The sequence below is a fragment of the Phormidium sp. FACHB-592 genome, assembly GCF_014695795.1.
GTDB lineage: Bacteria > Cyanobacteriota > Cyanobacteriia > Leptolyngbyales > Leptolyngbyaceae > Stenomitos.
The window spans coordinates 19,717-38,689 of the sequence record NZ_JACJOZ010000089.1; the positions used below are offsets into that span (position 1 = coordinate 19,717).

Sequence of the window (18,973 nt, forward strand, 5' to 3'; positions counted from 1 at the left end):
ATAAACGCCATTATGCCGTTGCTGATCGTATCATCAAACTTATTGCATAACACCCTACTGTGGCGGGTTTGCCAGAAGCTTGCAAAGTCGGAAACTGTCTTTGTAACCCTGCCTTAGCGGCGTTCGGAATTGTTCTAAGTAGGAGGGCTAAATTAAGCACCACTTAGCGACCAGGTTTCGACTGCGCTCAACCGGCCGACATACAGGACTAAGAGCATTGAGACTTCGGCATGAGCGCTTAAGCCGAAGGGCGCTCATGCTTCGACGTTGAACTTAGCCAAAACGTCGAACGCGAAGTCGAAAAGCAGCTTGTAAATAGCTACGTCCAGCTACTTAGCTTCACGTCTCTAACAGCCCGTCGGTTAAAAGGTTTGTGCTTATTGACTGAAAAATTTCTCAAAGAACAGCCCCACCTGAGGAGAAATAATAACCCATGCCATTTTCACAAAACGCCGCTTTAAATGCTCTTTTACAACCCAACAATGGACTCGATAACCTGGCTCAACTTACACAGTTTCTTCAGTCAGCCGATCAAGATCTAACAGGCGCAAGGGGTGTTGTGAGAGAGGCGCTGTCATTTGTTGGGTCACGTGCATCGGCTAATCTGCCAGGGTTAAGCGATCGAGTCAACGTTTCTCGTGAACCGTCTGGAATTGTCCATATCCAGGCACAAAATGAGGATGATCTGTTCTACACGTTGGGGTTCATGCACGCGAACGATCGCCTCTGGCAAATGGACTTTCAACGCAGAATAACGCAGGGTAGACTATCAGAGGTTGTGGGTGAAACGACACTGCAACAGGACATTACCAACCGCACTCTGGGACTTTATCAGGCAGCCGCATCAGCCTACACCAACTTGGATGCTGCTACACGTCACATTGTCGATACCTACACGAATGGCATTAATGCTTACCTGAACCTCAATCTTTCACTACCACTAGAATTTCAGGTGTTGAACTACAGACCTGAGCCGTGGCAGCCCATTGATGTTTTGGGAGCGGTCAAGCTGCAAAGTCTAGTGCAATCGGGCAACTTTCAATCAGAGCTTCTGCGATCGCGCCTGCTGTCTCAAGGCATTCCTTTAGCCCGCATTCAAGAAATCTTTCCACCCTATACCGGCGATCTGACCATTCTTCGCCCTGAAGATGTCGCGAAAATTCCTGGTTTACCTTCTAGTAACTCCTCAGCTCTGCCCCAAACTGACCTTTCGGCGCTGGCTGAGCCTGTGAACGATGCTGCTCTAGAACGGCTTGCCTCTAGCCAACTGCTGTCTCCCGAAACGTTTGCATCAAATAACTGGGTCATCTCAGGTAGCCGCACCACCACTGGTAAGCCCTTCTTAGCCAATGACCCCCACATCACGCTACAAATTCCTTCCGTTTGGTACGCGGCGCATCTGGAAGCACCTACTTATGAGACGATTGGGGCAACCTTTCCAGGCTTACCAGGGGTCGTGATTGGGCGCAACAACTCTATTGCTTGGGGCGTGACGACAACTCAAGCCGACGTGCAAGATCTCTATGCGCTGGTAGAAGATCCCACCCAACCTGGGCAATACCTCTACCGTGATCAACTGCGGCCCTACAGTGTGCGTTACGAAACCATCAAGGTGCGCGGTGCGGCGGATGTTGTGCTTCCGGTTCGTGAGAGTGTTTACGGTCCTGTAATTTCGGATGCACTAGGAATTTCGCAACCTTTAGCGCTTCAGTTTGTCAGCCTGAGTGAAACGGACAACACACTTACCGCCTTCCAGGGCATTAATCGGGCACGCAATTGGGATGAGTTCACCACCGCCCTGCAAAACTATGTTGCGCCCATCCAAAACTTTGTTTATGCGGATGTGGATGGCAATATTGGTCACTACACCCCAGGTAAAATTCCCATTCGTCAAGATGGTCATTCGGGGCTGTTACCCATTCCTGGCACTGGGCAATTTGATTGGCAAGGCTTTATCCCCTTCAATCAATTACCCCATGTGTTAAATCCTGACTCTGGTTTCATTGTCACTGCCAACAACCGGGTTGCACCTTCTAACTATCCCTACACCATTAGTCAGGAGTGGGCAGAACCTTATCGCGCAGAGCGCATTCAACAGCTAATTTTGAGCAAGGACAAGCTTTCGCTGGATGATATGCAGGCGATTCAGCTTGACCAGACAACCCTGCTCTATCGCGATTTCAAACCGATCCTGCAACAGCTTCAGCCCATTCTCAATAGTTTGAATCCAATTCCAACTGAAACCGTAAATTGGTTAAACCAACTATTGAATTGGGATGGCAATCTGCGTCCCGATTCTCAAGTCGGCACTGTGTTTGAAGCCTGGTTTAACGAACTGACGAAATTTGTAGCTCGATCGATCGGGTTAGAAGTTTTGGAAGGCAATGCTCAGGAACCTGCTCCCCGCTTTTTGCTCAAAGCGCTGACGCAGGGCGATCCAGTGTTAGGTGGTTCTGCGGCTCAGGCATTAACCAACGCAGCACTGGCGCTACAACGAGTAGTTGACGGGTTTAATGGCAACGTTCCTCAGTGGGGTGACGTGCATCAGGCGGTCTTTAAACATCCGGTGTTGCCAATTCGTCGTCAGGTTCCCTATGGAGGCGATCGCTACACAGTCAATGTCGGTCCCTACAACTCCACTAACTTCTTGATGGATCGCAATGGTCCTAGCTATCGGCAGTTGATTGATTTATCTGACCCAGAGCGATCGCGATATATCTACCCTACTGGTCAGTCAGGGCGGTTCTTTTCACCCTATTTCGACAATCTTCTAGAACCCTGGCGGCAGGGGCAATATCTAACAATGAAAACTGAAAACTTTCCGATGGCAACTCGGCTCTCGCTTAGACCCGGAACGAGTCGGAGTCGGTCATTCGTTCTGCCCGAAGACCAGATTGAAGACTGGGTTTTGGCGATCGCAGGACCAACTGTGAGAGGGGTCTTAGGCTCAGTTTTAGCAACAGATCGTTAAGGCTGAAAAGCGCATAAATTAGGGTTCTCAACAGGCGTTTGGTTGAGATGTCCATCCGCTTGAACTGTCCCGTTTTCACCTATAGCAGTCGAAGAGAGCGTTAGGACAGACATCAGACTTGAAACTTCTTTTGAGTAAGGGTTTCTATTCAGCCTTCAGCCTTTTGCTATATAAATGGGACAGTCGATGCCGCAAAAGCTTGATTTGACGTTGATATAAAGAATGCTCAGGGTTGCAAAGACGCTAACTGCAATCACTCTAAGAAAAACCTAAGCACGTTTCCAGCCTATGCATCACGATGAGTTCACCTCTAGCGTCATCCCAACCCGACGTAAGCGCTCTGCTAGGACATCCCCTAACCCGGTTGCTAGTGTAAGAATGCCGCCCCGTGCTTGACCACCGGGCAACTCATTAATTTGCAGTGCCAAACTCAAGACAGCTTCACAAAATTTGCTCGTTGCTCGGTTGCCAGGGTTGCCCTGATCTCGAATAAGTCCTCGTACCTGACGCCCGTATACACCATAGGTGAAATCGGGTCCATAGGGTTTCTACCATGCTTGGTACAAAGCACTACTGCGATCAAAGCGATTTCAATCAATTGCCTCAGAGACGATCGAGAATGGGTGGAGCCGCAATGTCCTGATCCACCAGATCGATACTGATCTGTATAACTGTTAGAGAGGCGCACTAACGAATTTTCAGGCAGTACTTCCGGCTCCTCAGTCTGATTTTGCCCAAAGCTTACTCAAGTCAGAATACAACCTGGAGTTTCTCGATCTGCGTGAAAAAGCCCTTAAACGTGACTTAGAACATCTCTACCTATCGCACCTCGGCGGCACTACCGGACGAGTTTAAAGCGAAGCTACCTTCGATTGAGGATCTACAACATGAGATTGAGGCTGTGGCGGCTGTAGTTAAGGAGTTCGATCGAGATGTAGACCCAGGCTAACCAGCCTTTAGAGAAATCATAATGATGTTCAAAATATGCAGCATGATGAACACGATTAGTTTCCCCTATAGGCGTTTATCAAGTAGCAAATTGCTTGCTATGCGAGCGTTGATGCAACATTTGAGCCACGTCGATCGCAGGTGTACACGACCACATCTCGCCTAATGACAGCGATAGGGCTTGAGTAGCAATCGCCTCTATTTCTACAGCCATCTTAGCGAGAAGTGTTTGTGCGCCCAAGTGCCCCAAAACACCTAGACGAATCGCCGCTCCCACGACACCAGTGATAAAACTATGGAGAAAGGCAAGGCTGGTGTCGCTCTCGCTCAGATGAACCGCACGACCGACAACTGCAAACACGATCGGATGTAAGCCAGGAGTTCGCTTGGTATCCACATCATTCTGTAAAGACTCCAGTTGTTGATCGCGCCAGGTTGATCGTGCCACCATCAACAGTGCTTGCCCACTTCGACCTTGCGCGTCACGGGTTACTTGAATCAGGGTCTGGGCATACAGGTACGCATCGGCACGTCGAATTTCGTCAGGCTCATTGGCAGCACTGGCGCGATAGGCATGGATCAGGGCAACCAAATCTGAGCAGCCAATTTTATGGCGTAGCAGCAGGTAAAGAAACGTTTCCACATCTGCTGCCGTGCAGATCTGGTTAGTTTGCACCAAGCTTTCTAGTCCGTGGGAAAGCGTAAAGGAGCCTGAGGGGAAAAAGGAGTCGGACAATTGCATCAGCGCCAACCGAGAATCAATCATAGCGGTCGTTTAGGCCCCTTAATGATGAGAATGAGACGAGAATTGTAGCGGAGCGGCAGGCGATCGCACCTCGTAGTCGATATATAAACCTGGAATGTTGACGGCTCTTATCTTCGTTTCCATCACGGCTGGATCAGCCATCATTTCTACATAGATGCGATCGCCCTGCACTAGCACTGACCAATGGTGATTACCCAGCACATGCCCTAGATAAATGAGGTCAATAGCATGACCCGTGGCATCGCCATCAAAGCTCAACACCATGACAGTCTGAGCGTGGAGATGGATGAGCAACAGTTGGTTTGATTGGGTGACAAAGATATCGCCCAGCTTCAGGGCATGGTCACGGCTTTTGACGATGCCAAGCTCAACGCCACAGGTAGAGTGGGCATGAATACGACCTTTGGCGCGATCGCCTGGTTGCAAATAAACCTCCAGTAAGGTTCCGGCTTGACGCGCTTGCTCCACTTGCTGCTGTAGCGCTGAGTCACCTACCTGATTGCCCAAATAGGTTTCTGCTAGAGTTGTCATTTGGGCACCTCTGGCAAGCTGGGTTGACCATTGAGATGACGCATTCTCGTTAACGCATAGTTGATGTAGGTTTTAGCGATCGACACGCTACCCGCCATTGCTCGTAGCCACAAACCATTACAGTTTGGGAGAGGGGAACTGGCAGCAGTTAGATTGGTCTGCACCTGAGCAAACTGTGCTAAATCCTGGCTCAGCGGTTGCAAATCAATTTCAGGCAGAACCAAAAGCAGGCTGGCAAGGATAGGGTACGGCGAAAATAAAGGGCTTTGGGACGCGCGATCAAACGAGGTGCGATCTGGCTCCGCAGCGTGAGGTCGATCGCCCTGCCCCTTGAGCTGCATAGCATCCGTAAAAACTAAGTCTCCAGCTGGTGTGTAAACTTGTAACCGATTGACATATTGACGAAAGTGAAAGTATTCGCCTCGCGCTAGCCGGCCAGGAACCATGATGTCGCTGAGAAATAAGCTCCCGGTGGGTGCCAGCGTGATCCGCATCGTTTGTTTTAGACTGGCATTGCGGTAAAGAATGATGGGTTCTGGAACGTACTCTAAGCTTGCGCCAGAGCCAACTGCGACCTCGTAATGAACGCGAGCACTTTGCTCCACCGCCATTTGATGCACCTTGGTTGCCGACTGATCAGTGAGGTAAAGGGCAGTACGATCGCTGAGTCGGACACTCATCTGAAAGGCATCACCAGCCAGTAGACCGGGTGAGGAATTCATGATGTAAAGATAAGTGCGGTGAGCATCGGTTGGATCAAGCCGTAGCGCTCGCGAAAGCCTGAAGGGGTAGGTGGCATACTGACGCTGTACAAAAGATTGATGGTAGTGATCCAGCCCAATCTGTACAGCAAGCTGGTTGGAAGAGGTACGACCGAAAGCCACAGTTGATGGATCGCTGCGTTCAGCAGCACTATCTGCCGTTTGTCTATCTTTTATGATTGTTTCCATTGCAGTCATTAAGCCAGCACCCGCACTGATTGAAACAGCAATTTGTCAAAGATGAATTGCATTACCTGATCCAATCCTTCACCCGTTTTGCAGTTGGTATAGGCGATCGGCTTACCGCATCGGCGCTCTGTCGCTTCGCGATGAATCAGGTCTAAATCGGCTTCAACGTAAGGAGCAAGGTCAATTTTGTTAATGACCACCAAGTCTGCCTGCATGAAACCAGGACCGTTTTTGCGGGGGATATCATCGCCTGCACCCACATCCAGCACAAAGATATATGCATCAATTAAGTCGTAGCTGAAGGTCGAGGCAAGATTGTCACCCCCACTTTCCACAAACACAAGATCCAGTTCTGGGAACGATTGCTCCAGGTTGCGAATTGCCAATAAATTCATGGTGGGATCTTCGCGGATAGCGGTATGGGGGCAACTGCCCGTTTCCACCCCAATAATGCGATCAGTGGGTAAGAAGCCTTTGCGCTTGAGGCGATCGGCGTCCTCCTGTGTCAGCAAATCATTGGTAACGACTGCCACTTCAATGCCTTGCTGCATCAGCAACGGTACCAATCGTTCCAGTAGCGCCGTTTTACCACTGCCAACAGGACCCCCTATCCCCAAACGAGCGACTGTTTTTTGCATCTTTGCCCTCACGCTGGATTTACCGAAACATATACAGCCGACCCAGCGGTACCCGCGACACAGGTTCGCAGGTTGCAATGTCACCGTTGACACGTACCTGAAACGTATCTGGATCAACTTCAATCTCAGGACACGCGTTGTTATGCAACATATCGGCTTTACTGAGCGATCGCGTGCCTTTCACAGGCAGCAGTTGTTTGCGTAACTTCAGCTTGTCGGACAACCCTTGCTCCAACGCGGTTTGAGTCACAAAGCAAAACGAGGTGGATTGCTTCGCACTGCCAAAACTACCCCATTGTGGGCGATAGAGAATGGGTTCACAGGTCATTAAGGAGGCGTTGGATTCACCCATTGGTGACCAGGCAATGAAACCACCTTTAATAATGAGTTCTGGTTTGATGCCAAAAAAGCCCGGTTGCCATAGCACAATATCTGCAATCTTGCCAGGCTCGATCGATCCCACATGGGCATCAATGCCACAAGTTTTGGCTGGATTGATGGTGTACTTTGCCAGATACCGCAGAATACGCTGATTGTCGTTGCGCTCATTATCTTCTGGCAGCGTGCCGCGCTGGTCTTTCATCTTGGATGCCAACTGCCAGGTGCGACAGATGACTTCGCCAATGCGCCCCATCCCCTGACTATCCGATCCCATCATGCTGATGGCACCCATGTCGTGCAAGACATCTTCAGCGGCGATCGTTTCAGCCCGAATGCGCGATTCAGCAAAAGCAACATCCTCTGGCACTTTGGGGTTGAGGTGATGGCACACCATCACCATGTCCAGGTGTTCATCAAAGGTGTTGACGGTGTAGGGGTTTGTGGGATTGGTGGATGATGGCAGGCAATGGGTGTAACCAGCCACTTTAATGATGTCTGGTGCATGTCCACCACCTGCGCCTTCTGTGTGATACATGTGAATCGTGCGCCCTCGAATGGCTGCCATCGTGTCTTCCACCTAGCCTGACTCGTTCAAGGTATCAGTGTGGATTTGCACTTGAAAGTCATAGTCATCTGCTACAGAAAGGCAGGTATCGATGACCGCAGGCATAGCACCCCAGTCTTCATGGATTTTAAGACCGATCGCCCCTCCTTCCACCTGTTCCACCAAACTCGCAGGCAGGCTAGAACTTCCTTTGCCGAGAAACCCAAAGTTCATGGCAAAGCCTTCGGACGCTTGCAGCATCAAGCCCATGTTGTAGGCTCCACCGGAACAGATGCCCACTGTCACGGGTCCCAGCCCACCGCCGATCATGGTTGTAAGTCCGCTAGAGAGTGCTTCGGCACAAAGCCCAGCACTGTCAAAGTGAACGTGGCAATCAATGCCACCCGGCGTCGCAATTAAACCCTCCGCCGATCGCACATCAGTATTGGCGCTAATGACCAGGTTAGGTTGTACGCCATCCATCACGCCCGGATTGCCTGCTTTGCCAATACCTACAATGCGACCATCTTTGATACCAATATCGGTTTTGACAATGCCCTGTACTGGGTCCATCAGCACCACATTGGTGATCACCAGATCCAAGGCACCGTCGGCTGCCGTCACACCAGCAGCCAACCCCAATCCATCGCGCAGTGTTTTGCCACCACCAAACACACACTCGTCACCATAAACAGTGGTGTCGCGCTCGACTTCTGCGATTAAAGAGGTGTCGCCTAAGCGAATCCGATCGCCCGTTGTCGGACCAAAGAGTTCAGCGTAGCGCTCACGACTAATTTCCATGCCCCTCCTCCGCTGCCTCATGCTCTGCAGGACGTGTACTGTAACCGAGCGATCGCACCCGTTCCATTGCCGCTGCTTTCGCCTCTGGTGCATCTAGCGCCTGATTGACCAAATTATTAAGTCCCTGTACCTGACGGGTGCCACCGATCGCGATGAGAGTCACCATTTTGGTGTCGCCTGGCTCAAATCGTACCGCTGTCCCTGCCGGAATATCCAACCGAAACCCGTACGCTTCAGCGCGATCAAACTGCAAGGCGCGGTTCACCTCAAAAAAATGGTAGTGCGAACCAACCTGAATCGGTCGATCGCCCAAATTAGCAACCGTTAAGGTTTTACACGCCCGTCCGACGTTGAGGTGCAGGGTTCCAGGGGCACACAGCACCTCACCCGGAAAGGCGCTTGAGTCAGTGGTCATCGTCTCAAACTCCAACGCTACGAATGGGATTGTGAATGCTGATGAGCTTGGTGCCATCGGCAAAATGTGCTTCGACCTGAATCAGCGGAATCAATTCAGTCACACCCGGCAGCACATCGTCGCTCGTTAGCAAGGTTGCGCCTTCAGACATGAGCTGCGCCACGCTTTTGTCTTCGCGCGCCCCTTCAATCATGGCATCGGTAATATAGGCGATCGCTTCTGGCACATTCAGCTTAAGACCTTTTTCTTTTCGGCGACGAGCAATTTCTGCTGCCGTAAAAATCGTTAACCGCTCCATTTCTCTGGGGGTTAAGTACACGTCAACTCTCCACAACCCTTGATAACTACCGCATTACACTGCTTCTGTCGAAACCAATGAGTAGCGAAAGTTACAGAAGCGTCAATTAAACCTGTTAGAACGCAATTCCTGACCGCTTAACTAAACAAGCAGTACCGACTGACTATGTGTAGCAAACTGCAAACAGCAACAACTTGAACTGCAAACAAGGGGATTTTCTGCCCATATTATTTGCAAATGCGAGAAATACCAAAACCAGATTAACTGAATTCAGTCCACATTAGCCACAACACGACTGCAATGAGCCTTCTCAAACCAGATTAATTACAACTAAGGTTAGGGTCCGGCGAAATCTCTCTTGGCTTTTATTTGAACGTATATTGTTCAACTCAAACCATCAAAAGCAGACGTATGCGTCTGGTTTGAACCATTATTAAAACTGGATACTGCACCCCCATGTGGGTCAATTATCTGCTGAATAACACTTCAGGCTTAGTAAACTTTATCGGAAATAAGAGTAGATTAGAACGCGATAGGGAAGCATTTCCAGAATCCTCCCTTAGGCTACCCTTAGCTTGCAATGGCTCCAGCGGCAGTTTGCAGACCACAAGCTGTTTCCATAACATCATTGGCAAAATGATTGCTTCGACTTCTGAATGGATGTACCAAAATGTTGCAGCGTTTGACACCACCAATCTGGTGCATAATCTCAACGTGTTGTCTGAAAATCTCCCGATCGTGTTTCTTGTCTACCTCACTTAATTCTTGTTTGCGCGGTTTCTTCTTGGCTGAAAGGGGGTGGCTTCTGCTGTCTCATAGCTTTGAAACTCGTGTCTTTCCAAAGTTTGCTGCCCTCTGGAAGCTTATAATCCTCCTCCTCACGAATGGCTTTATCATGCTTTTTGCCCTCGTAGGTACCGCTCAAAAACAGCACCTTGTCAATGCATTGAGTGATCAGGTTGTTCTTGATGGTGAATGTTTTCTTCGTCCCGTTGTAATACTGTTTACGCTCCGCTTTGCCCTTTGAACGGTTAACCCCCCGCTCTGTTTCATCAACGATGAACGCCAAACTAGGACACTGGTTCAATACGGCTTCTAAGCGATACGGTTCCCGTTCTGGCAATTGCTTTTCGTAGCCCAGAGCTTGATTCGACACCTGCATTAGCTGATGCACCTACTTATGCGCCTGAGGTTAACCAATACCAAACAGAAAACCTTGTACTTCTTGGGTTGGGTATAACCGGAAGTACATCAAGATAAACAACAGCTTGTCGTACGGTTGCCTCAAATGGGGATAGCGTCAGCCCCCATAGCATCGTCATGGTATTTGGTTTATATAGTGCTGCTCTACATAGCTCTGCCAAGCCTGCTCAAAGCTCACTAAAAGCGGCTCGAATTCAACAACTGTTAATTGTCAAGCTTTGTAATGCATGGGGCGTGTTTTGAACTTTGGCGTAGGACAGCATCTTCACCTCAGGGTCTACTTCCTAATCCCCATAACACCTAGCTTACTTTATTTCCGGTGAAGTCTATTATTGAGGAAGCACTAGCGCTTCAATACCTGGACGATGAAGACGTTTGCGTGCGGCGACCGGAGCTGTAGCTATAGTTGGAAGCAGAATAAACAGAGCGCATGGTTGCGTTATAGCCAGGTGAGGCATACACCGTAGTCGTCACGCCGCCATTGACCCTTTTCACCACAGACCGAACCCCGTGGGCGATCGCGACAAAGTTGGGCGGCTGTAAGAGGAACGTGTTGAGGTCGAACGGTTGGCAGGCTGGGTGCGGCAAAGCGATTGCCTCAGGTCAATGACTTGCCCAGACGAATTGGTCATGTAACAAGTACTATCCGACTCCAGCGGTAAAGCCTGGGCACGCAAGACAATGAGCGTCATTGAGGCAAGTCCAACAGCGGCAGCGATCGACTAAAATGGCAGTTCATGAAAGTGGCAGGTACAGGTGCTCTTCAACCATGCACCCACAGAGTTGCTATCGCCCAATGGTAGAGGGAGGTTTAAGGCAAAACTCCCCCTACCAGTGAACGTGCATCCTGAAAACATTGTCCATTACCGCTGACTCTGGTGATACTTAAGGAGACTAGAGCAAACGAGTCATCACTAACAACAAGATGGTGTGACGTGATCGAGGGCACGAAGAGCTTGATGCATGAGCGTTGCATTGCCCCGATTTATCACCCAGCAATTTGTAAGAGCTCGCTCAAAAGATGTCGAATGGGTTCTACAAAGTTTCTAAAATTTCTGACTTTAGGAATCTTACTTTTGTCGAGCGAAACATGCTCTTCAAGCTGCTGTGTAGCCGCCATCAATAACTAGAGACTGACCTGTAATGTAGCTAGCAGCATCAGAACATAAGAACACAACAGTTGCAGCAATTTCTCCTGGTTGACCCATTCGACCCATCGGGACGATCGCCGCGAGTTGTTACTCTAGACCAGGATCTTTATGACTAAAGCGATCAATCATCTCTGTAGCAGTCAGACCGATTGACTGCATTAATCCGAATGCCTTGCTTGGCATAGTCAAGTGCAGCGGTGCGCGTCACCCCCATCACGGCGTGTTTACTGGCAACGTAAGGGCTTGTCCCCGCAAACACAACTAGCCCGCTAGTTGAAGCATTGTTGACGATGACACCAGAGCCTTAAGTCAGCATCTGTTGAGTTTCATATTTCATACAGCCGATTTCGTTGCCCTCTTCATCAATGGCTAGAACGTCTTGAGGTGTCTCATCAATTTCGAGGACTTTGTTACTGTAATCAATAACAATATCTCCAAACAGAGTTTTGAGCACTCTAGGCAAACCCTGCCCGATGTAGCGAACTGGCTTTGACTGCTCCTCCAAGTAAGAATCTATGATTAAATAGGTAGACCTGTGAGATTGGTGAGGTTGGACCTTCCCTGACTTAACCTCCTCTCTAATTTCCTTAAGAATTTTGCGGATAGAGGTATTGTTGGACTTACTATCAGGATCGAGTTGCTCAGCGACTCCTTTAAAGAAAGTATCAACAGATTCAGAAGAGCGGTTTTTCAACCTGTTGAACTTGTTGATGATCGCTAAAATAAGCTGCCAAATTCCATTCCGGCTAACTCGATGTGCGTATCGCTGCCCTCATTTGTAAAGTTCAATTACCAGTCGTCGCCAAGCATCGGAAACATAACGCGATTTTCCCTTGTCGGAGCGCGGAGAACGTTCCAGAGCACAAAGCCCCCTCTTCTCGACACCGGTAACAATGCGTGGAATAGAGCCAGTATGATAGCCTAAAGCGTCTGCCGCCTTTTGGATAAGTTGCTTCTCAAGTGCGTCATTATGAAAGGCTCTCGCGTTACGACTCTTATTAACCCAGTACAGTTTCTGTTGGGCTTCTTCAGATAGGTCTTCAGGCATTAATTGAGGAGCAGGAGAACCAGAGCCTTGCTTATCTTCTGCTTCACTACGTGGTTAGCTGGTATGCTCGTCATCCTCGTGGACTACAGCACTCTCCTCAGTACAGGACTGTAAACCTTCCATCTTGGCTTAAAACGGTCGGAATCACTGAATTTTTAATTTTAGAGATTAATCTATTTTCTCTTATTTCCCCTAACAAAGAAAATTAGGAGGAAATACCTATATAGTAAATTACAATTAATTGTTTAAACTTGCAAGTGCAAAATCGGGGCATTTTACACTTATTTGCTTAAGTTTTTATAGAAAAATAATGAGGTTTTCAGAACCGAAGCTCTTACAGCTTGGTGGTTTTAGGGATTATTGAGCAAGTCGCTAAATGTTTAAACTTGAACAAATAGCTGTTTAATGTACATTTTGGCTATTAATTATTAACTTGTGCTGTTTGATTGCACATTAAACATTTATTTGTTTTGGTTTAAACATTTATTTGTTCAGACCGACGCGTTTCCTGCTTTTTAGCCTCTTGAACACCTGGTAAAACCTATCTGCGCTGTAATCTGGAAAAATTCAAATAATTAAATGTTCAGCCGACCTACACTTGTCTGCCATTGTGTAGGTGAGCAGAAAGAATGGCGCAATGAGCAAAGGAGTGGCGCAGTACAGGAAGCGCTACAACACTGCCCTAGCTAACCTTAGAGGTATCAGGTACTAGAGCCCGTCAGCCGGTGGTAGCGATTAACACAAGCGTGACATGGCAGCAAAGATAGAGGTTCTACGGCTTGCGCCACTCCTTTGCTCTTTGCGCCAAATAATCTGCTCACTCACAGCTGACAATGCTGATGAGGGTTATGGAGCATCACCGTAACTGTTGCAGATGTGGCGATCGCTTTCCTCTAAAGTTGGATTTGTCTTCAAATAATCGTGTAGCCACTGACAGCCAAAGGGCAATAGCGCTTTCAACTCCGAAAGCTGTTGCTTAGTACTATCGAGCTGCCAAAGCCTGATTGTTTGATCTCTGCTAGCAGATGCAAGTAGTTTACCATCGGGGCTAAAGCTGGCATGCCAGACCCAATCGGTATGACCAGAAAACGTTTGAAGTGGGCTACCATCTGATGTTCGCCAAAGTTTAATGGTTTTATCAAATCCTGCTGTCGCCATCACGTTGCCGTCAGGGCTGAAACTAACAGACATGACGCGCTCAGTATGTCCGGTTAAGGTTCTTAGGAGCGTGCCATCCAGCGTCCAAAGTTTGGCGGTCTTGTCATCGCTAGCAGTCGCAACGGTTTTTCCGTTGGGGCTAAAACTAATGCCATTGACTTCATCACGATGTCCTTTTAATTCTCCAATCGCTTTACCAGCGTGGCTCCAGAGTTTAACAGTTTTGTCATCACTGGCAGTTGCGATCACACCTTCAAGCACGGCTCCGCTCATGGTCTGGTTAGTACCCGACGGCAGACTAACGTTAATGGGGCTAAAGCGAATATCCACAACGTTTCCCTGATGATGGGTGGTCCACTTTTGTTTGATTTTTTTGCTGCTGACGCTCCAGAGGATGATGCTTCTGTCGCTGCCTGTTGACGCGATCGTTTGACCATCAGGGCTAAAACTGACGCTCATAACCCACCCGCCGTGTCCGGTCAAAGTGCCAAGCTGCGTACCATCGCGTCGCCAAAGTTTGATGGTTTTATCCCAGCTGGCAGTGGCAATGGTTTGACCATCCGGGCTAAAACTGATGTCCCACACGCGATCGCGATGTCCTTTCAAGGTTGTAAGCGCTCTGCCATCCTGGTGCCACAGTTTGACGGTGTGGTCGTAACTCGCAGTTGCGATTGTCTGCCCATTCGGGCTGAAACTAACCTTATAAACATCGCCAGTGTGCCCTTGCAGAATTAACGGCAAACTGCCATCGATTTTCCAAAATCGGATAGTTTGATCAAAGCTAGCTGACGTAATCGTCTGCCCATCCGGGCTAAAACTGACGCTGGTAATACGGTCGTTGTGTCCCTTCAGAGTTTTGAGTAAGGCGCCGTCCTGACGCCAAAGCTTGATAGTTTTGTCACTACTCGCGGTGGCGATCGTCCGACCGTCTGGGCTAAAACTGACGCTCATGACGCGATCATTGTGCCCCTGTAATGTTTTTAATAGCGTGCCATCGCGCCGCCAAAGTTTGACTGTATAATCCCAACTTGCCGTTGCTAGCATTTGACTATCAGGACTAAAGCTAACACTGTAAACTTTGTCTACGTGACCTTTGAGGGTTTTGAGTGCGTTACCATCTCGGTCCCAGAGTTTGACAGTGCTATCTTCACTCGCAGAGGCGATCGTTTGTCCATCCGGACTAAAGCTGACGCTGGTGACGGCACTGTTATGCCCTGTTAAGGTTTTTAGTCCACTACTAGTGCGGTGCCAAAGTTTGATGGTTTTGTCGTCACTGGCGGAGGCGATCGTTTGTCTATCTGGGCTAAAGCTGACACAGGTAACAGAACCACGATGTCCTTGGAGAGTTTTTAGCTCAGTTCCATCACGACTCCAAAGTTTAATGGTTTTGTCGTCACTTGCAGAGGCGATCATTTGTCCATCCGGGCTAAAGCTGACACTGGTAACAGAACCACGATGTCCTTGGAGAGTTTTTAGCTCAGTTCCATCACGACTCCAAAGTTTGATGGTTTTGTCGTCACTGGCGGAGGCGATCGTTTGTCCATCTGGACTAAAGCTCGCACTGGTAACAGAACCACGATGTCGCTCTAGGCGATTGGATTCCTGAATCGCATAGATTACCTGTTGCAGAACATTTGCCGTTTTGGTTTTCAATTCACTTTGATTGCCAACAATGCCCTTTAGCTGCTGACTTGCTTTCACGCTGGCAACCAGTGCCTCTAATTGCTGTGCTTCTAATTGTTGATTGGAGCCAAGTAGCTTCTCAGAGACTGCATTCAACGCTTGAATCTGCTCAACTTTGTGCACCATACTTGCCAGAATAATCGCTGTCATCGTCCCAACTAAAGACAGACCTAAAAACGCAGACCCAACTCTGATCTGCCGCTTCGCAGTTCGTTGTGCCTCGCGTTGTTCGCGCTCCTGACTGGCATTCAAAAATTGATAATCTTCAGTACTCAGGCTCTTATCGGCTGCCCACGCTTGTGCGTTTTGAAGTGCCTGCCCTTGCAGCAGAGGGGATGCGTCTTCTTGATTGGAAGCAATCCAGGCATTCAACGCTTCAGCGTAGGGACGTAAATTTGACAATGCTTTTTCCACCCAACGGCGATCGAACACAGCGGCATAAATACGGTTATAAACTCTCAATTTCCCCTGCTGTTTGACCACTAAGCCCGATAGCTGCAATTCCACCTGCCCAAAACTGCCATCGGCTGCAATTTCGCCCTCTTGCAAAATTTGCTGATACAGTCCCAACAGATGGGCTGCCCGTTGTTCATTCCGCAACAGACGATCACGAATCGTCTTGAGATGCTCTGGTTCATCCTGTGCCTCCCAAGTTTGGATGATACGAGTGTGAACGAGACGGTCTAAATGAGAAGTAGGGAGTAGGGATTGGGAGGACGTTTCCACATTCTCCGAGCTTTGCGCTACCAACTGACATAGCTTTTGGGTCAGAAAGGGTTGACCTCCAGTCCAATCTAAAACTGTACGCAACACTGCTTCAGGATTGCTGACCTTTGTTGCCAATCCCTGAATGAGCGGTTGGGCTTCCTGCCACTGGAAACCATTTAGGTCAATGATCTGCCCAATGTTAAACGGTGTGCGGTTTTTATCTTGTACTAGATCAGAAGCGGCTGCTACACCTAAGAGCGCAAAGGTCAGACGATCGTACTCTGGAGCATCCGCACGTTTGTTGTAGCAAGCCCGAATAAACGCAAAGAAATCATCTTTGAATGTGAGACTGAGAATGCTGTCAATTTCATCAATAAAAACCACAATCGGTCGACAACACTCGACTAGCAGCACTGACTCAATAAAAACGCTCAAGCGATTGACAGCCGAAAGATGCTCATGCTCCCGCCACCAGACTCCTAGATTGATTTGCAGCTTCAAACTCTTAACGATCGTGCCCACCAACCCGGCATACCAGCGATCGGGCGTAACCTGCTGAGTGCCGATCGCGGTTACATCAATCACAACACAGGCAATATTGTCACCTTGCAACCGCCGCATGGTGCGGACGCGCAGACTGGATTTGCCCATTTGCCGAGAGTTCAAGACATAACAAAACTCACCCGCTTTTAGCTTTGCGTATAAATCCTGGTCTGCCTGCCGCTCAACATACGATAAAGCGTTTGGTGGTAAACTGCCACCAACTTGATAGTTGTAAGTTGAATGTTGGTTCATTGGTTGTCGATCAGGTTACTCAATCTCATCCATTACCAGATGTTGAGAGAAATACTGTTGGTATAACTCACACCGTGGGGTGACGTGATTGTTTACGATTGTCACTAGTCCTAAACTACGTAGTTTAAATGCCAGGATTGGCCTTAATGTAATGGGGACCTTTGCTATCACCACATCACTGAAAGCGTTGGCTAATTCTGGATATTGTTCCAGGTTCCACAAATGGCGACGAAGATGATCGCTGTAAACACCTGCTTCAGTTGGAGCTTGTTCAAGTACCTGTTCAAAGGCGATCGCTTGATGGGCAACATGATACATCGCCACTCGCACCAAGTAAGGATGACCACCGACCAAGCGCATTAGTGCCTTTATTTGATCGAGTGTCCAGTCTAGGTGATAACGCTGGGTTAAGTCCTGTACTTGCTCTATGGTGAATTCGGGTAATTCGATCGAAAGTCCCACGTTAAAGGGGGACTGATTCAAGTTCATCGGAATATATACTTCGGTGGAATGAATTACGATGAGTCGAAGCTTTTTCCAGGTATCGCTATCCCGATCGCCATACTTTGCCTTCTCATACCAGGCTCGCAATAAGCCAAAAAAATCATTGGCAATTTCGGGGTAGGCAAACACACGATCGACTTCATCTAAACCAATCACTAATGGACTGTTAGTTGCTACCAACAAGTACTGCTCAAAATAACTGGTGCTGTTGTAGTTACCATCAAAAATATCGTCCCAATAATCAGCCAATTGGTTGGGTAAGCTTAAACTTCGGCTCACACAGAGACAAAACCAGCGCATTAATTTATCGACATTGCTTAATACGTTACTGGGAGCAAGTTGAAAGCTCAGATGCACCGCACGATAGCCCTGCTTTCGTGCCTGATCAAGCATGCGCGCCATTAATGATGTTTTTCCCATCTGCCTGGGCGCTTTGATCCGAATCAGTGCCCCTGGATGTACGATTTCTTGGTAACACTGCGCCTCGATCGGTGGACGCTCGATATAAAAAGTGGACTCAAGCGGCACTTGACCGACCGGAAGTTCTGGCTCTAGAGCCAGACTGTCAGAAAGTAGGATCACAGGTAAATCTTTCTCAGCTGGCGGATTTTGAATGGCTTCTACGATGGCAGGCACATCAGTCGGCGATCGCCACTCCCAAGTCTGTAGCCCTGTCAGATAATCACTTAGATCAGAATTAATGGGTGCCATTTGCCCTACATGAATCGGTACAATTTGGGGCTGCTTTTGAGTGTTATACCGTTCTCTCACCTGACGCACCTCTTCAGCCATCATTTCGCTCATTGCCGCCTGGGAAGACAACAGCAGCACATAACAATGACATCGATCTAAGGCGTCAGTAAATTGCTGGAACCAATGGGTGCTTTTTCGGACAGCTTCTCCAGCCATAAAGACAGTTTGTCCCACTGCTTGCAACTGGCTGCACAACTGCTGTGCAACATCAAAATTTGAGTTGTGATAACTCATCAAAATCTTTTCATTAATCACCGCTTCATAGGGTTGTGGATCGATTAAGGGCTCCCATACATCGGGATCAATAATATCTGTTGGCTGCAACTCTAAGGCAGCAACAAGCCTGCGTACCGAGTCTCGATCAACGTTTTTGCGCTTGATTAACCGCTCTAGGGTATCCAGCGAAACACCTGCTCGATTCGCCAAGGTCTGACGAGTCCAGTTCTCATCCACCCGTCTTGCTTCCAAGCTTTCGACGCCTGCCGCAGTTGCTTGAACGCTACGGCTTCTACGATTTTGACTCATCAGTTCAACCTAGCTGAATGATGCCTAACAATACTTTATCCGGTCGTGAGCATTGCTTGTAGGGCAGATGACCAAAGTTAATTTATCTGCGCTTATCTGCGGTTTTTAGCCCCTGTCTAACGCCCTAGCCTCTGTCTATGCTGATGGCATCACCAGGAACCAGCAATTGAACTTGAGTGGTGTGAGCAAAGAAATGGTGTGA

16 protein-coding genes and 1 pseudogene are annotated in these 18,973 nt (G+C 48.6%); 2 read left to right on the forward strand and 15 right to left on the reverse strand.

Translation table 11 applies throughout. From position 1 onward, the window contains the following. Nucleotides 1–433: 433 nt before the first annotated feature. The gene (locus H6F86_RS24910; protein ID WP_190452373.1) at nt 434–2,971 is read left to right on the forward strand and encodes a penicillin acylase family protein; all 2,538 of its coding nucleotides are present in this window, start codon (nt 434–436) and stop codon (nt 2,969–2,971) included. Between the two features lie 293 nt (nt 2,972–3,264). Here the strand turns inward: H6F86_RS24910 and H6F86_RS24915 are convergent, their stop codons facing one another. The 8 genes and pseudogenes from H6F86_RS24915 to H6F86_RS24950 all read right to left on the reverse strand — a co-directional run bounded on the left by H6F86_RS24915 (nt 3,265) and on the right by H6F86_RS24950 (nt 9,264). Next, nucleotides 3,265–3,405 (reverse strand): hypothetical protein, encoded by a 141-nt coding sequence (locus tag H6F86_RS24915; RefSeq protein ID WP_190452375.1) that lies wholly within the window; start codon nt 3,403–3,405, stop codon nt 3,265–3,267. A 593-nt stretch (nt 3,406–3,998) separates the two neighbouring features. After that, nucleotides 3,999–4,685, reverse strand: coding sequence for an urease accessory UreF family protein (locus H6F86_RS24920; protein WP_190452378.1), 687 nt, complete (start codon nt 4,683–4,685; stop codon nt 3,999–4,001). Between the two features lie 18 nt (nt 4,686–4,703). Then, nucleotides 4,704–5,216 carry an urease accessory protein UreE gene (locus H6F86_RS24925; protein WP_190452380.1) on the reverse strand — a complete coding sequence of 171 codons (513 nt, stop codon included), beginning with the start codon at nt 5,214–5,216 and terminating at the stop codon, nt 4,704–4,706. Then, on the reverse strand, nt 5,213–6,166 hold the full coding sequence (locus H6F86_RS24930; protein WP_190452382.1) for an urease accessory protein UreD: 954 nt from the start codon (nt 6,164–6,166) through the stop codon (nt 5,213–5,215). Before H6F86_RS24930 ends, H6F86_RS24925 begins: the two co-directional genes overlap by 4 nt. An 8-nt stretch (nt 6,167–6,174) precedes the next feature. Further along, nucleotides 6,175–6,804, reverse strand: a complete 630-nt coding sequence (gene ureG / locus H6F86_RS24935; RefSeq protein ID WP_190452383.1) for an urease accessory protein UreG — start codon at nt 6,802–6,804, stop codon at nt 6,175–6,177. A gap of 19 nt (nt 6,805–6,823) precedes the next feature. Then, a pseudogene (gene ureC / locus H6F86_RS24940) lies at nt 6,824–8,530 on the reverse strand (urease subunit alpha). Next, nucleotides 8,520–8,945: an urease subunit beta gene (locus tag H6F86_RS24945; protein WP_190452392.1), complete on the reverse strand. Its 426-nt coding sequence runs from the start codon at nt 8,943–8,945 to the stop codon at nt 8,520–8,522. The pseudogene ureC and the gene H6F86_RS24945 overlap by 11 nt, the downstream one beginning before the upstream one ends. Nucleotides 8,946–8,949: 4 nt before the next feature. Beyond that, the gene (locus H6F86_RS24950; RefSeq protein WP_190452410.1) at nt 8,950–9,264 is read right to left on the reverse strand and encodes an urease subunit gamma; all 315 of its coding nucleotides are present in this window, start codon (nt 9,262–9,264) and stop codon (nt 8,950–8,952) included. A gap of 615 nt (nt 9,265–9,879) precedes the next feature. Here H6F86_RS24950 and H6F86_RS32970 point away from each other — a divergent pair. Next, on the forward strand, nt 9,880–10,005 hold the full coding sequence (locus H6F86_RS32970; protein WP_277881711.1) for a hypothetical protein: 126 nt from the start codon (nt 9,880–9,882) through the stop codon (nt 10,003–10,005). Here H6F86_RS32970 and H6F86_RS24955 read toward each other — a convergent pair. From H6F86_RS24955 to H6F86_RS24985, 7 genes are all read right to left on the reverse strand, one after another. After that, the gene (locus H6F86_RS24955; RefSeq protein ID WP_190452412.1) at nt 9,998–10,399 is read right to left on the reverse strand and encodes a transposase family protein; all 402 of its coding nucleotides are present in this window, start codon (nt 10,397–10,399) and stop codon (nt 9,998–10,000) included. The two genes, H6F86_RS32970 and H6F86_RS24955, sit on opposite strands and share 8 nt — an antisense overlap. A gap of 398 nt (nt 10,400–10,797) precedes the next feature. Further along, nucleotides 10,798–11,034: a hypothetical protein gene (locus H6F86_RS24965; RefSeq protein ID WP_190452416.1), complete on the reverse strand. Its 237-nt coding sequence runs from the start codon at nt 11,032–11,034 to the stop codon at nt 10,798–10,800. A 509-nt stretch (nt 11,035–11,543) separates the two neighbouring features. Further along, nucleotides 11,544–11,663: an SDR family oxidoreductase gene (locus H6F86_RS32975; protein ID WP_199305484.1), complete on the reverse strand. Its 120-nt coding sequence runs from the start codon at nt 11,661–11,663 to the stop codon at nt 11,544–11,546. A 55-nt stretch (nt 11,664–11,718) separates the two neighbouring features. After that, nucleotides 11,719–11,856 (reverse strand): SDR family oxidoreductase, encoded by a 138-nt coding sequence (locus tag H6F86_RS32980; protein ID WP_347241066.1) that lies wholly within the window; start codon nt 11,854–11,856, stop codon nt 11,719–11,721. 45 nt (nt 11,857–11,901) lie between these two features. After that, on the reverse strand, nt 11,902–12,291 hold the full coding sequence (locus tag H6F86_RS31720; protein ID WP_199305485.1) for a hypothetical protein: 390 nt from the start codon (nt 12,289–12,291) through the stop codon (nt 11,902–11,904). Between the two features lie 1,200 nt (nt 12,292–13,491). Beyond that, the gene (locus H6F86_RS24980) at nt 13,492–16,989 is read right to left on the reverse strand and encodes an AAA-like domain-containing protein (RefSeq protein WP_190452421.1); all 3,498 of its coding nucleotides are present in this window, start codon (nt 16,987–16,989) and stop codon (nt 13,492–13,494) included. A gap of 15 nt (nt 16,990–17,004) precedes the next feature. Then, a complete protein-coding gene (locus H6F86_RS24985) occupies nt 17,005–18,771 on the reverse strand; it encodes an AAA-like domain-containing protein (RefSeq protein WP_190452423.1) in 1,767 nt (588 codons plus the stop codon). Nucleotides 18,772–18,973: the final 202 nt, after the last annotated feature.